Origin of the sequence: Streptomyces sp. NPDC058279 (genome assembly GCF_042881255.1) — a bacterium.
In the GTDB taxonomy this organism is placed as follows: Bacteria; Actinomycetota; Actinomycetes; order Streptomycetales; family Streptomycetaceae; genus Streptomyces.
The window spans coordinates 1-13592 of the sequence record NZ_JBHVYA010000029.1 but is presented as its reverse complement, the minus strand read 5'-3'; the positions used below and the strand labels follow the sequence as shown (position 1 = coordinate 13592).

The window sequence follows — 13592 nt, the reverse complement described above, 5'->3', positions numbered from 1 at the left end:
GTATCCCGCTCTCCGGCGGCCGAATCAGTCGTGGGCCGCCGCCGGACCACCGGCGACGCGCCCCCAGGCCTGGAAGAGGACAGGGTGCACGACGACGGTGTCGGGGTGCGCGAGGTGCTCACGCAGTGCGCCGGTGAGCTGGTCCAGCTCGTCGTGGCTGGTGAGCCGTCGTTCGACCAGGGCGTCGCGACACAGTTCGGCGCGGTCGACGACGAGCGTGTGGTACGGGTGGTCGCGCTGGAAGACCCGGATACCCGCGTCCACTTGGACGTCGGTGAGACCTGCCCCACGCAGCAGGCGCGGGAGGCGCCGGCCGAGGTGGACGTCCATGCCGTTCAGCCGCCACAGCTCGGCGATGAGGTCGACGACCTTGGTCCAGGCGGGGTGGGGCGGGTCGCACACACGAGTGAGCCAGTCGACGTCCTGGACGGCGACGGTACCTCCGGGGCGGCCCAGCGTCACCATGGCATTCAGCACGGCGTCGGAGTGCGGGACGTTCATGAGGACCAAGCGGGTGTGGACGAAGTCGAAGCGGCCCGCCTCCTCGGTGGTGGCGGCGGCGTCCGCCTCGACCAGTCGGACGTTGTCCAGCTTGCGTTCGGTGACGAGCCGGCGTGCCAGGTCCAGCATTGCTGGTTGTACGTCGAGCCCGACCACCTCGCCGCCGGGGCCGACGCGGTCGGAGAGCATGTCCAGGATGCCCAGCGGCCCGCAGCCGACGTCGACAGCGCGTCCGCCCGGGCCGGGCCCGCAGCGGTCCAGCAGGCGCTCGGCTTCGGGGCGGAACATCTCGCCTTGGAAGAGCATGCGGTCCAGCTCGCTGGTGGCTGCTCCCATGAGGTACTTGTCTGCCATGGTCATACGGTTCTCCTCGGGTGCCCGCGGCCGCGGGTGTTCGGGGGCCTGTCGGTTCGGCGGGGGCCAGGAGTCGCACGTGGCCCGGCCGTGGTCCTTACCCGGCGGGGCGGGTGGCCGCGGCGGCCTGTTCCAGGGCGGTGGCCGCGGCGCGTGCCTCCTCATTCGTCACGGTCAGCGGCGGGGCGATGCGAAGGCAGTTGCCTTCCGGGCCTCCCATTCCGATCAGCAGGCCGAGATCGCGGCAGGCGGACACGAACGCGCGGGCCGTGGCGGGCGCCGCTCGGCCGGTGCCGGGCTCGACCAGGTCGACGGCCAGCATGAGGCCGTGGCCGCGCGCGGCCTCCAGGTGGGGTTCGCGTTCTTGGAGGGCGCGCAGCCGCGCCAGTAGGAGGGAGCCCACTTCGTCGGCGTTGCGCAGCAGGTCGCGGTCCCGGATGACGTCGAGCGTGACGAGGGCTGCCGTGCAGGAGAGGGGGTTGCCGCCGAAGGTGGAGATGGACTTGCCGGGCAGGCTGTCCAGGAGCGTACGGTCGGCGATGACGCCGCCCATGGGCAGGCCGCCCGCGATGCCCTTGGCGAAGGTGAGGGCATCGGGCCGCAGCCCGTGCAGTTCGTAGCCCCACCAGCGCTGTCCGGTCCGGCCCCACGCGGTTTGAACCTCGTCGCTGATGAGTACGCCGCCACCGTCGCGCACCAGTTCCTCGTAGCGGCGCAGCAATGCCGAGGGCGGTGTGTGGAAGCCGCCGAGTCCCTGGACGGGTTCGACGATCAGGGCGGCGGCGCCTTCGCTCTCCAGCGCCGCGTGCACCGCCCGGACCGCGCGTTCGTCGTCGGTTTCGGTACGGGTCCGTCCGGTCCCGGCGGCTCCGTTGTCCGCGAGCGTCACGCGCAGGGGCGAGTACGGGCTCGGGCGCCATCCCGGCAGGCCGGTGACAGCGGTGGTGGCCAGGGAGCGGCCGTGGTAACCGTCGCGCAGGGCGATGACGTGGTTGTTCCCGGCCCGGCAGAGCGCCGCCATCAGAGCGGTGTCGTTGGCCTCGGTGCCGGAGTTGACGAGGAAGACGGCGGGGTCGGGGATGCCGGACAGCGCGGCCAGCCGTTCCGCGAGCCGGACTTGGGCCTCGATGAGGTACAGGGTGGAGGTGTGGGTCAGCCCGGTGGCCAGCTGCCGTTGCAGTGCCTCGCGGAATTCGGGCAGGTCGTAGCCGAGCGAGTTGGTGAGGATGCCGGCGAAGAAGTCGAGGTAGGTGTGTCCCTCGTCGTCCGTGACATGGCGTCCGCTGCCGTGGGTGAGGGCCAGGGGCCGGTCGTAGTAGGGGGTGACCCAGCCCGGCATGACGCGGCGGTGGCGCGCGAGCAGCGTGTCGGGGCCGGCTTCGCCATCAGTGGTCGGACGGGCGGTGGGCGGCGGGGAGGGGACGGTGCGGCTCGGCTTGCTCGTGATCATGGTGGGTGCTTTCTGGAGGCGGGGGTGCGGGCATGGTCCGCAGTCGGGCGCGCAAGCGCAGCAGCCGATCACGCACGGGTCCGAGGTCGGTGGGGCCGTAGCTGGGGGGTGCGTCGGGCCAGTGCTTCCTGAGCGCCGCCAGGGCGGCCGGCGTCGTACGGACGGTGCCGTCGACGTCTACCACTACCCCGTCGAGTTCGGCGCGGCGCAGGTTCCACTGCACGGCCTGCTCGCGCGAGACGCCCTCGGGCAGGCGTAGTCGTACCCGGCGGTGGCCGACCGTCACCGGGTAGCCGCCGGGGAGGCCGCGGGGGCCCGGGAGGTGGCCGATGTGGTCGGGGCCGCCGCCGGCCAGTGCGGCGACTGCGGCGGCGCCCGCGGCCGCGCCGATCTCGTTGAGGTGCCGGCGCGGCCGGGATCGTACCGGGGCCAGCAGGCGACTCAGGTCGATCAGCATGGTTCCGTCGAGCCAGCCGCGGGCATCGTCGTCCGGTGCGGGTGGGGCGTGTAGGTGGGCGTGGTGGGCGAGGAGGTGGAGTCGCCGCTCGTCGGGGAGGGCCAGCCGGGCGGACAGGGCGCAGGCCAGGGTGGAGACGTTGCCGAGGCCGCACGCCACGGGCAGTCCTGCGGCATGGAGCAGAGGATTGACGGCGTCGGGAAAGCACGCGTTGACGACGGTGGTGTCGGGACTGGCTTGCGCGCAGGCCTCGGCCAGCTTCGCGACCACGGCGCTCTGCAGGGCCAGGGTGAGGCCGAAGCCGGACCTGTTCAGCAGGTCGGTCCAGGCGGAGGGGGTGGTACGCGCTTCGGCCGGGGACTGTTCGGAGCCGGCGACCACGAGGACGTCGGGACGCAGCGCAGACAGCAGGCGGCGTGTTTGGTCTCGGGCGAAGGGGTCCAGCCGGTCGCCGGTGTACGCGGTGCGGTGACCGGCGAGGAAGGCGTGGTCGCGCGCAAGGTCGGCCAGGTCCCGGGCGCGGTCGGCGTCCCGGCTCAGTACGTGCAGTCGCAGGGGGTGCGGGTGGCGGGCCAGGGCACGGACCAGGGTGGCCGCGAACGCCCCCGTGCCGACTACGGCCACGAGCGGCGGGTTCATGCCCGTGCCCCGGGCGCGACTGCTTCGGGGTCCGGGGCGGCGACGGCGCTGTCGACATCGGTGAGGAAGGCGTCGAGATCCACGAAACGGGGTTCGGGCAGTCCGGGGCAGCGGGCGCTGATGTCCGTACGCGGTGGCCTGGCTGAGTCGGTGAAATAGGTGGGGACCAACACGGGTCCTCCGGGGCCGGGTTCCAGGGCCAGGAGGGGGTTGGCGACCAGGAAGTCGCGCACCTGTGGTGTGTCCCGGCGGACGTGGAGCCGGATGCGCTTGTCGGAAAAGTGGTTGGGCGGCAGGACCACGCGCGGGCCGAACTTGCGCTTCCACTGGAAGATGCCCTTGCTGAGGAATGCCTCCGTCCCGAAAAAGTCCACGTGGTCGACCCTGTTTTCGCGGGCCCACCGCAGGAGCAGGTGGTAGACAGCCTTGAAAGCGCCCTCCTCGTAGTGCCTCTGGTCTCCGTCGCGGACCCCGAGCAGCCGGGTGGTGAGGGTGCGTCGGTCCGGGGACCAGTGGCACAGCACGCCGGCGACCCGCACGCCGGCGGACGTGACGAACATCAGCGTGCCGTGGCGCAGGATGGCGTGCCGGGCCACGGACGGGCTCTCGGTGCGGCTCCGTTCACCGTGGCGGCGGCTCATCGTCGGTGCGTGCATGGTCCGGTAGAAGAAGTCGAAGGCCTCCGGTGAGGAGTCCTCCTCCAGGGTCCAGTGGTGTTCTCGCTGGTTGCGGCGGAACTCCCACCGCTCGCGGCGCGATATCCGCCGGTCGAGTTCCTCTACGGAGGTCGGCACGTCCACCACCAGGTGGACGCGGAACGGCGCCGTCAGGGATCCGGCCGTCGGGAGGTGTTCCAGCAGACGGGCGTGGGCGCCCACTACCACGAGGTCCGCGTCCGGCCAGTGGTCGGCGGCAAGTTCCCGCAGTCGTGTACGGCCGCTCTCACGGCGGATCGGGCCGGGGCTCGTACGGGAACGTTGCTGTTCGAGGAGTTGCAGGATGTTCGCCCGGCCTTGGGGCAGCCCCAGGTAGGCGATGCTGGGGTGGCCCGATTCCACCCGGGACACGGTGACGGGCACCGGCCGGGGAGCGCTGTCGTACAGGCGGCGCACTGTGCGCCAGCCCAGCTGTGGGCTGTTGTTCCACGCGTACGTCAGGCGGGCGAGGGTTGCGGCGGGCCCGGCGCCGCCCGCGCGGGGCGGGGGCGGCGCGACGGCGGCATGGGGTGACGGGGTCGGGGACGGGACAACTGACACGGAAGACTCCGGGCGTTTGGTCTGGGGTTGCCGGTGCACGCTCTCAGGCGGCGGCGGCGCGGACCACCCGGCGAAGGTCGTCCAAGGAGGCGATGGATCGCAGGTGTCGGGGGTCGGCGGTACGGAAGTCTCCGGCGCCGTAGGAGCCCGAGCCGTGGACGAGGACTTCCCGCGTCGTGATCAGGCCCCGGTCGATGCCGTTGAGTACGCCGGTCAGGGCCATGACGAGGGACCATTCCCGCAGGTCGCGGGGGTCTGCGGGGAGGTGGACGCCGTGTGGTTCCAGCATGTGGCGAATGTGCGGGTAGCGCTCCAGGCACTCCATGAGGGAGACGACCACTCCCCCGCCCCCCTGCCGGCCGATGATCTCGTTCATCTGCGCGGAGGTTGCCGGCGTATGCGTGTAGAAGGTGGCGTCGAGTTGCTCGTCGGGGTCGTGGGCGACCTGCGGGAAGTGCGGGTCCACGTCCTGGTGGAACAGCCCTTCACGGGACACCCAGCTGGGGCGGTGGTCGAAGCGGCCGTGATAGAGGCTCGCCACCATGTCGGGGGTGCCCAGGTGCTGGACCAGGAAGTACTGGCTCCCGAGGTCGGGCCATCGCCTTCCGGTGTGCCACTGCTGGCCGTGGAAGTGCCCCAGCAGTCCGAAGGCGCTGGAGACCGAATGCGCGTGCGTGCGTTCCCCGGCGGGCAGGAAGTCGCGTTCGAACAGTGCCCGGATGGCGTCGGCGACCATGTAGTTGCGCAGATCCAGGGAGTGCCACAGGCGGACGCCCCGGTCCGCGTACAGGGTCTGGGCCTCCTGCTCGACCGCGGCGCGGGCGAGTTGCTTGACGTCGCCGGGCCGGTCGGTGCGCAGGACCGCGACCGGGTTCGCGGTGCGGGACGCCTCGTCCCCGGCCAGGTCGGAGTGCCAGAGCTTGGCGGTGGAGCCGGAGGGGACCACGGAGACGATGCGCAACTGCCGGGGGTCGGCCAGTCCGGTTTCGTGGGCCCGGAGTACCGCGTCGCGCAGTGCGGTGGCCTTGTTGGCGCTGGAGGGGGTGAGGATCATGACGGGCTCGCCGGTGCGCCGGATGTGCGCCACCGCCCGGGCGACGATCACCAGCGAGGCGAACGTCTTGGTCGTTCGGGTACGCGGGTTGTGCATCAGGTTGAGCAGGCTGATCCGCCGGCTGGCGTCGTCCGCCTCGTGCAGGGTGTGGGCGCTGATGCCGGAGGGGGCGAAGAAGCGGTCCAGGTCGTCGCCGGGGTCGGGTAGTTCCCAAGCGGGGGCGAATCCGCCGATGTCGGTGCCGGCGGGGCCGGGGGCGTCGGCCGCGTCTGCGAGGACGGCCCGTAACTCGGTGTCGTAGTGGGTCAGTGCCCCACAGCGGGGGCCGGCGGTCCCGGTGGTCGCGGAGACGGGCAGGGTGGTGGTCATCGGCGGGCTCCTTCCGCCACGTCACCGCGGACCAGTCGGGCCGCCTCCGCGAAGTCCGGTACCTCGGCGGGGTCGGAACCGACGGAGATCGGGCGGTTGCGGTCGTCGACGAACACCACGTGCCGGCTCGCCGTGCGGGCCTCTTCGTCGACCACGACCTGATAGCCGATGATGATGACCAGGTCGCCGGGGGAGATCAGTCGTGCGGCCGCCCCGTTGATGCCGATGACGCCGCTGTCGCGTTCGCCTTCGATGACGTAGGTGGTGAGCCGGTTGCCGTTGTCGATGTCGACGATGTCGACCTGCTCGCCGGGCAGGAGGTCGGCGGCGTCCATCAGAGTGCGGTCGATGGTGACCGATCCGACGTAGTGCAGTTCCGCCTGTGTGACCGTGGCCCGGTGGATCTTGCTGTGCAGCATCGTGCGGTGCATGGGGACTCCTCGTAATTCGGTCAGCCGGCGATCTGGATGCGGCGCAGGTGTCGGCTGCGGTCGCTGAATGCGTTGCGCGCGTGCAGAAGGCGCCAGTTGTCCCAGACGAGCATGTCCCGCTCGTGGTAGGCGACAGCCACGTGGTCGCGGTCGAAAGCGGCGTGCCAGCGGGTTTGCAGTTCGGCTGCGAAGTCGTCGTCCTCACGGATCAGGTTGTTGCAGCTGAACCGGACGATGTCGCGTCCGGAGCGTTCCTCGAGGATCGGGTGGCGGGTCTTGAGATCCAGCCCCAGTCGCCGGACGCCTTCGGTGGTCTTCCACGCGTAGTCCGTTTCGAGCAGTTGCTTGCGTTCGACGTCGTCGAGTGCGGCGACCAGCGGGCGGGTGTCCATCAAGGTCGTCTCGCCGCCCGGTCCCGATGCCGGGGTGATGCACCACAGGGCGATGTAGCGGGGCGGGGTGACGGCGAAGTCGTAGCCCTCGGAGTGCGGGGTGAGGGGACGGGTGTTGCCCGCGTGGTAGACGTCGTCCATGCCCGGCTCGGGGCGGACGTCACCGACGACGGCCCCCGTGTAGTTCGGTACGAAGCTTCCGAGCGAGCGGCAGAACCGCACGGGGTCGAATTCCTCCGGAACGTTGCACATGAGCACATAGCCGTGCTCGTCCATGAGCTGGTGAAAAGTTCTCGACAAGAGTTCTTCGTTCAGCGGCTGTCCGTTGAAGTCGACCTGGGACAAAATGCTGATCGGTGAATGAGCCACATTTCCTCCACACCATGCGGACTCCCCCACGGAGATATCTCGCGGCAGGGGAATTCGTGCGAGACAAGGCGCACTGTTCCTCGGTGGTCCCGGCCGGAACTCATCCGGCAACACCACTCTAGGGAGAGGCTGGTGGCCCATGTCAAGCGGAGATCTTGACTACTCTACGCACCCACACACTGGAAAATCCGGGCGGAATCCCCACCTCCGCGAGGGTTTTCGGCCACATCCACACGAAGGCTCAGTCAACCTGCCGAAAACACCGTCACACGGCGTGAGAGTCTGTTTGTGTCACATCATCCCGGGCATTCGGGAACGTTGGATGTCGACGCATTTCGCGACGACATCGGGCCGAATATTTCCCTGGATCGAAACGCCGCCGCTCCCGTCGGACGGACGCAGCCGCCCGGTAGGTTTTCCATGCCCGATTCCGGGAGAGGCACAGAAGCGCGACCGACGGTGTCGCCGCGGACATCGGGCCCCAAGGCGTGAGTAGCGCCGCCCCTCGCACGCCGGCGAGGCCCTGTGGGCGTGGCGCTGGGGACGGCCCTCGGCCGTCCCTGGCGGTAGGTCACGCGTCGCTCGACGGACGTGTCAGACGCGGTCACGGCCGGCATCGGGCGCGGGCGGCGTCGTGATGCCGACGAGGTCCTGCCGCAGCGTCCGCCACAAAGGTCCTCCTCGTCGGTCCGGTCAGGAACTGCGCAGCCGGCAGGCGGCGCGTGAGGCGGTCGGTCTCGTCGTGCCAAGCGAGGGTTGAGGCTGGCCTGTGGTCGCGGGGCCTGATGCTGTGCGACCGATCGTTCAACGAGGACGGCTCCTTCCGCTACCCCGACCACGCCCACGACAGCCTTCCCGACGGCGTCCTCGGCGACGCCCAGCTCGTCAACGGCGCACCCTGGCCCGCACTGCAGCTCTCAGGTTGCCGCTACCGCCTCCGCCTCCTCAACGCCTCCAACGCCCGCCGCTACCGGCTGCGCCTCGACGCCGAAGGCGGCGGACAAGGGCGGTTCGTACAGATCGGCAGCGACGGTGGACTACTCCCGGCGCCCCAGCGCCAGGATGTCCTCCCGACGTGGCACCAGGCGAACGCTTCGACGTCATCATCGACTTCGTCGAACACCCCGTCGGCAGCCGGATCCGCCCGCGCGCCCTCGCCGCCGACGGCCCGGTGCGCGACGGCACGCGCTTGGATGTCGCACGCCCGGCACGGGATGCCACCCGCATACCGACCCGCTCTCCACCGCCTTCCATGCCTCACGCCCACCACCGGCATACCGGTACGCACCTTCTACTTCCGCCACACACCCGCCGGCAACGACCGGCAGATGCGGACCATCAACGGCAAACCGTTCCACCCCGACACCGTGCTCGCCCGCCCCCGCCTGGGCAGCATCGGGCGATGGTGCCTCAGCAGCGACTTCCACCACCCCGTCCACATCCACGTCGCCATATTCCAGGCCACCGCCCACGACAACCACCCGCCCGCCCCGCCAATGACACCGACCCGCTGGAGAAGGGCACGTCTCCCCTACATGCCGCACGCGCCGCCGGCACGCCGAGGTGAGCCCCTCGGGTCCGCGTCCCGGAACGACCGGACCCCCGGGGCTCATCCGCCCGCCTGCAGACGGCGCAGGGCGTCCTCGGAGTCCCGGTCGTCGGGCAGGTAGGCCAGGAAGTGGTGACCAGGCTCGTCCACGGCGGCCAGCTTCACGTACCGCAGGCGAAGTTCGCCCACGGCCGCATGCCGGAAACGACGGACCGAGGGCTGGAACCCGGCCGTCTCCCGGCGCTCGTACCAGCGGGCCGCGTCACCGTCCGACAGCAGCTCGCCGATGAGTTCGGCGAACCGCGGATCATTCGGCCGGCGAGCCGCCCGGGACCGGAACTGGCCGAGCAGGGTGCGGGCCTCATGTTCCCAGTCGGCGAGCAGGGTGCGCGCCGGCGGCCAGCGGAATACCAGCCAGAGTAGGTTGCGCTGCTTGGGGTGCAGCCGCGCCGGATCGGTCAGCAGCGCGGCGTACCCGGCGTTCCATGCCAGCAGGTCCCAGTGCGGGTCGAGGACCACGGCCGGGTGTGGTGTCATGGCCTGCACCAGACTGAGCAGGTTGCGTGACACCCAGGTGGGAGCGTCGGCAGGTGACCTGCTCTCCTCCACGAACGACAGGACGTGCGCGGTTTCAGCGGCGTTCAGTCGCAGCGCTCGCGACACCGCGCGCAGCACCTGCTCCGAGGTACGCACCCGGCCCTGCTCCAGCCACGTGTACCAGGAGACGCTGATCCCGGCGAGTTCCGCGACCTCGGCCCGCCGCAGCCCCGGGGTCCGGCGGCCCGTGGCCTCCGGCAGGCCCACGTCTCTCGGCGTCAGTCGTTCACGGCGGGACCGCAGGAAGGCCCCCAGTTCCCGGCGGGAGGACTCGCCCGAGGGCGCGGGTACGGCGCTCACCGACCACCGCGCCGGCGGCCGGCCCCGGCTGGCGAGGAACCGCGGTTCGCAAAAGGCGAGGTGCAGGTGTCCAGGGGCGACAGCCTGCCGCGCGTCATGGTGCCTCTTCTCCGGACAGCGGGCGTCCGCCCGAACGCGGGCGCCCTCTTGTGATGCTGCCGTCACCAGGCGCGATGCCGAACCGGCAGGCTGTGAGTCATGGTAATAGTCGGCGGTCTCCGCCCCGAAGGGCCCGGTGCTGAACTGGTGGCGACCGCATCCGCCCAGGATCGGTCCGTCCCTGTCACCCGTTCTCGTCGAACCCTCTCGGAAGGGAGCGTCCACCCCATGACCACCACCGCGTCGACACCGGTGGCGACCTTGCCCGCGTCCTCCCTGCGGCTGTTGCGCACCGCAGGATTCGTCAGCAACTTCGACCGCTTCTGCATCGCGCCCATGCTGGTCCTCATCGGCCCCCGGCTCGGGGCCCCGCTTCCCACCGTGGTGCTGGCCGCGAGCAACTATTACCTCACCTACGGGCTGATGCAGCCGGTGTGGGGGGTGGCCAGCGACCGATGGGGCCGAGTGTGGGTGATGCGGGTGTCGCTCACCGGCGCGGCACTGGCGGCCCTGGCCTCGGCCCTCGCTCCCAACGCTCCCCTGCTGATCGGGGCCCGCGCGCTGGCCGGCGCATTCTTCGCCGCCTCGATCGCCGCCTCCTTGACTTACGTGGGCGACACGGTGCCCGCCGCGACACGGCAACGCCCCCTCAGCGAGCTGATGGCCGCGTTCGCGCTGGGCACCGCCGTGGCCACGGTCGTCGCCGGGGCGCTGGCGCACTACCTCACGTGGCGGCTGGTGTTCGCGCTGCCCGGCATCCTCGCCGCCTACCTGGCGGTGGCCCTGCGCCGCCTGCCCGAGCCCGAACGGGCCCCTTCCGGATCACTGCTGGCGCCCTTCCGCGTAGTCCTGTCCTCGCCGTGGCAGTGGTACGTCATGGCGGTGGCGATGCTGGAGGGGGCGGTGCTCCTCGGCTTCCTGACCTACCTGGCCCCGGCCCTGGAGGCGCGTGGAGTCCCCACCACTCTGGCCGGCGCGGTCGCGGCCCTGTACGGGGTCGGTTCCATGGCGGCGGCGCAGGTGGTCAAGCGGCTCGTCGGACAGTGGTCTCCGGTGGGCCTGATCGTGGCCGGCGGCATGCAGATGGCTGCGGCCTACCTGCTCGCCGGCTACAGCCAGTCCACCGGGGTGCTCGTCCTGGTCGGCCTGCTCCTCGGGGGCGGCTGGTCCTTCATGCACTCCACGATCCAGTCGTGGGCGACGGCCCTGTCCCCGGCGACCCGCGCAACGGGCGTGGCCATGTTCGGCCTTGCCCTCTACGTGGGTAGCGCCGTGGCCACCGGGCTGGCGGCCTCCACCGCTCAGGCGCACGAATACCGCCCCCTGTTCTGGCTGGCGGCGCTCCTGACCGTCCCACTGACGGTGGCCGCGGCGGGGGGCCGGGCACGCTACCGCTGAGGGGGTGGTCCGGGTACTTCGGCCGCGCAGGCCGCGGTCCGAGAACGCGTCCGGAACGGTCGACCGGGTCGGGGCACGGGATGCGGAAGTATGCCGGCGGTGATCCCGTCGAAGTTCAGGGCCTGCCCGGGGCGTAGCCGGGGACGTCCACGGCTGCGGTGATGGTGGTGCCCGGCGCGGGCGGCTCGGGCAGGACGCGCGGCTGACCGGAGAGGTTCAGTGCGGGCGGGAGACGGCGGCGGTGACCATCGGGGCGGGCTCCGGCTCGGGCTCCTCGACCACCGCGGCGGCGGTCTCGTCGCCCTCAGCGCCCTCGTCGTCTTCGGTGGTCTCCGCGGCGGCTTCCGGGCCGCGCACCTGGGCGGCGAGCGAGTCGATCTCGGCGGCGGCCTGCTCGGCTGCCTCGCGCCGGGACGCCTGCTCGGTACGGATCGAGTCGACGCAGGTCGCCAGCGACCGCATGGACTCCAGGTCCTCCGTCGTGACGGTGGTGGACTGCGACTTGGTGCCGAACGTTTAGACAGCGCTCGCAAGCGCCTCATTCAGCTCGTCGTCGGAGAGGGCGGAGAGGTCCTCGGGGATTTCGAAGTCGGCCATGGCCTGGGCACCCCTGTGATCGGTCTTGGAGTTGCCCGGCCCAGAACCAGCGGCGATGCGAGAAGCACAGCCCGATGCCGAGGGCCGGCATCGGGCTAAGGCGTCCTTTTGGGCCGCCTGAACCCCTGAGCACCACCTGGCAGATGCCCCTACCCGAACTCAGCGGCGGTGGTCGCTGTCAGCGGTCGCGGCTGTCGTGATCAGGTAGTCGGCGAAGTGCTCGGTCAGCGGCTCACCGGTGAGCGGTTCGAGGAAGAGGAACTGCCCTTGGGGGTTCACCTCCAGCCATACGGGTTCACCTTCCGGTGTGAGCTTGATGTCGATCACGCCCATGGGCAGCCCCAGCCGATCGAGCACCGTACGGACCAGCCGGGCCAGGTCCTCAGGGACCGGCCACCGTGTGATCGGGACGTTGAGATCAGGGCGCCAGTCCAGTTCCTCCGTCTCGATGAGCGCCGCGAACATGCGCTCGCCGAAGCAGTTGAGCCGGATGTGGTGTCGGCCCGGAATGTATTCCTGGTACGTCGCCGGGCACATTGCGAAGGACTCCGCAGGCAACGTCTGCGGATCCTCGATCCACCGCGTGTACAGGGACGGGCCCGGCGCGCCTACGACGGGCTTGACGATGACCCGCCCGACCTCATTGATGAAGTCCGCAACCTCGCCACGTGATTGTGTGATCAGCGTCCGCGGCACGCGGAAACCGGCCTGTCGGGCCACCCACAACTGGTAAATCTTGTCCGATGCCCGGTCGGTTGCCTCCGGCGGTGAGATCCACTCACCGTGGAACGAGGCGGCGAGGATGCCTCTCAGCGCTCCATTGCAGTCGTTGTTGACCAGGCTGACCTGCTGCGCACTGATAGCCGCGCCTTCCGACTCGGCGGCAGCCATGGCGAGTTGCTGTGGCGCACGCGCCCGGCGCCACCACAGCAGTTTCGCCTGCGCTGGGGGCACCGTTCGGCCCTCCGACGTCGGCAACGCCGCCGGGATGGCGGAGCCGTCCGGCATCCCGGACAGGTGCCAGGTCAGGCCGGGTTTTCCGCTCACCCCGTCGCACTCCAGAATGTGGAACGGCTCACCGCGGGCGCGCACCGCTTGCTGCACACCCACGGCATGAAGATCGTCGTGGAAGGACAGGGCCAGGATCATGCCGCGTCACACTGGTCGGAGCAGCAGTGGACCCCACACCCGGTCTCACACGCGTGCCCTTCCAGGGCATCGGCGGAGACCTCCAGACCGGTGGTGGTCCGAAGGGCCACCTCCCAGGCCCGCAGTTCCTCAGGCGTCTCCAGTTCTACGTATCCGGTCGCCTGGGTGCCGAACACCACCGGCGGCGCGGTGCCGGTGAAGCGTTCCTGCTTCTGGTCCAAGGGCTCGCCAAGCTTGAAGCCGTTCATGGTCACGGGCCTCCCTTGTTCAGTTCTCGCGGCCCCCAGTGTGGATTTGTCGTGATTCCTCCCTCCTTCTACTGAACCACGACTGCCCAGGGGGCTGCATCCGGACGATGCCGCCTGCTGACTCCAGCCTCTCGACGAGGGGGACCAACCTGAATCGTGACAGCCGGCGCACTGTTCGGGGTGTCCAAGCCGACCGCTGATCGGATCATCGAGGGACATCCACGACGCCTTCCTCCCGCTCACTGCATGACCCTTGCCCGCAAGCAACCAGCATTTTGAAAGGACGTCTAAGACCGTGTCCTATGTGGTGGGGCATCGTTGGCCTTGCTATGGGGCGGGGTACGTGGAGTTGGATTGTTCCGGACGGGTTGTGGGAGATCGCG

Annotated in this window: 12 protein-coding genes; 1 reads left to right on the top strand and 11 read right to left on the bottom strand. The window is 70.4% G+C overall.

The window, feature by feature from the left end:
• Window positions 1-24 precede the first annotated feature (24 nt).
• The 8 genes from ACFVXJ_RS30285 to ACFVXJ_RS30250 all read right to left on the bottom strand — a co-directional run bounded on the left by ACFVXJ_RS30285 (window position 25) and on the right by ACFVXJ_RS30250 (window position 9718).
• A complete protein-coding gene (locus tag ACFVXJ_RS30285) occupies window positions 25-861 on the bottom strand; it encodes a methyltransferase domain-containing protein (RefSeq protein ID WP_389666560.1) in 837 nt (278 codons plus the stop codon).
• A 91-nt stretch (window positions 862-952) separates the two neighbouring features.
• On the bottom strand, window positions 953-2305 hold the full coding sequence (locus ACFVXJ_RS30280) for an aspartate aminotransferase family protein (RefSeq protein WP_389666558.1): 1353 nt from the start codon (window positions 2303-2305) through the stop codon (window positions 953-955).
• On the bottom strand, window positions 2241-3401 hold the full coding sequence (locus ACFVXJ_RS30275) for a hypothetical protein (protein ID WP_389666556.1): 1161 nt from the start codon (window positions 3399-3401) through the stop codon (window positions 2241-2243). The genes ACFVXJ_RS30280 and ACFVXJ_RS30275 overlap by 65 nt, the downstream gene beginning before the upstream one ends.
• Entirely contained in the window at window positions 3398-4657 is a 1260-nt protein-coding gene (locus ACFVXJ_RS30270) for a hypothetical protein (protein ID WP_389666555.1), read from the bottom strand. Before ACFVXJ_RS30270 ends, ACFVXJ_RS30275 begins: the two co-directional genes overlap by 4 nt.
• A gap of 43 nt (window positions 4658-4700) precedes the next feature.
• Window positions 4701-6080 carry a DUF6002 family protein gene (locus ACFVXJ_RS30265; RefSeq protein ID WP_389666553.1) on the bottom strand — a complete coding sequence of 460 codons (1380 nt, stop codon included), beginning with the start codon at window positions 6078-6080 and terminating at the stop codon, window positions 4701-4703.
• Entirely contained in the window at window positions 6077-6511 is a 435-nt protein-coding gene (gene panD / locus ACFVXJ_RS30260) for an aspartate 1-decarboxylase (RefSeq protein ID WP_389666551.1), read from the bottom strand. Before panD ends, ACFVXJ_RS30265 begins: the two co-directional genes overlap by 4 nt.
• Window positions 6512-6531: 20 nt before the next feature.
• Window positions 6532-7272 (bottom strand): TauD/TfdA dioxygenase family protein, encoded by a 741-nt coding sequence (locus ACFVXJ_RS30255; protein WP_389666550.1) that lies wholly within the window; start codon window positions 7270-7272, stop codon window positions 6532-6534.
• 1609 nt (window positions 7273-8881) lie between these two features.
• A complete protein-coding gene (locus ACFVXJ_RS30250; protein WP_389666548.1) occupies window positions 8882-9718 on the bottom strand; it encodes a helix-turn-helix domain-containing protein in 837 nt (278 codons plus the stop codon).
• Window positions 9719-10045: 327 nt separating this feature from the next.
• Here ACFVXJ_RS30250 and ACFVXJ_RS30245 point away from each other — a divergent pair, with 327 nt between their 5' ends.
• A complete protein-coding gene (locus tag ACFVXJ_RS30245; RefSeq protein WP_389666546.1) occupies window positions 10046-11215 on the top strand; it encodes an MFS transporter in 1170 nt (389 codons plus the stop codon).
• Between the two features lie 216 nt (window positions 11216-11431).
• Here the strand turns inward: ACFVXJ_RS30245 and ACFVXJ_RS30240 are convergent, their stop codons facing one another.
• The 3 genes from ACFVXJ_RS30240 to ACFVXJ_RS30230 form a co-directional block, all read right to left on the bottom strand.
• Window positions 11432-11677 (bottom strand): hypothetical protein, encoded by a 246-nt coding sequence (locus ACFVXJ_RS30240; RefSeq protein ID WP_389666544.1) that lies wholly within the window; start codon window positions 11675-11677, stop codon window positions 11432-11434.
• A gap of 294 nt (window positions 11678-11971) precedes the next feature.
• Window positions 11972-12961 (bottom strand): RimK family alpha-L-glutamate ligase, encoded by a 990-nt coding sequence (locus tag ACFVXJ_RS30235; RefSeq protein WP_389666542.1) that lies wholly within the window; start codon window positions 12959-12961, stop codon window positions 11972-11974.
• The gene (locus ACFVXJ_RS30230) at window positions 12958-13209 is read right to left on the bottom strand and encodes a hypothetical protein (RefSeq protein WP_389666541.1); all 252 of its coding nucleotides are present in this window, start codon (window positions 13207-13209) and stop codon (window positions 12958-12960) included. Before ACFVXJ_RS30230 ends, ACFVXJ_RS30235 begins: the two co-directional genes overlap by 4 nt.
• Between the last annotated feature and the right edge of the window lie 383 nt (window positions 13210-13592).

Bases quoted from the DNA above. Each gene is read 5' to 3' on its own strand.
- ACFVXJ_RS30280 (WP_389666558.1), bottom strand. From the start codon at position 2,305: ATGATCACGAGCAAGCCGAGCCGCACCGTCCCCTCCCCGCCGCCCACC.
- ACFVXJ_RS30275 (WP_389666556.1), bottom strand. From the start codon at position 3,401: ATGAACCCGCCGCTCGTGGCCGTAGTCGGCACGGGGGCGTTCGCGGCC.
- ACFVXJ_RS30265 (WP_389666553.1), bottom strand. From the start codon at position 6,080: ATGACCACCACCCTGCCCGTCTCCGCGACCACCGGGACCGCCGGCCCC.
- ACFVXJ_RS30230 (WP_389666541.1), bottom strand. From the start codon at position 13,209: ATGAACGGCTTCAAGCTTGGCGAGCCCTTGGACCAGAAGCAGGAACGC.
- panD (WP_389666551.1), bottom strand. From the start codon at position 6,511: ATGCACCGCACGATGCTGCACAGCAAGATCCACCGGGCCACGGTCACA.
- ACFVXJ_RS30235 (WP_389666542.1), bottom strand. From the start codon at position 12,961: ATGATCCTGGCCCTGTCCTTCCACGACGATCTTCATGCCGTGGGTGTG.
- ACFVXJ_RS30240 (WP_389666544.1), bottom strand. From the start codon at position 11,677: ATGCGGTCGCTGGCGACCTGCGTCGACTCGATCCGTACCGAGCAGGCG.
- ACFVXJ_RS30285 (WP_389666560.1), bottom strand. From the start codon at position 861: ATGACCATGGCAGACAAGTACCTCATGGGAGCAGCCACCAGCGAGCTG.
- ACFVXJ_RS30245 (WP_389666546.1), top strand. From the start codon at position 10,046: ATGACCACCACCGCGTCGACACCGGTGGCGACCTTGCCCGCGTCCTCC.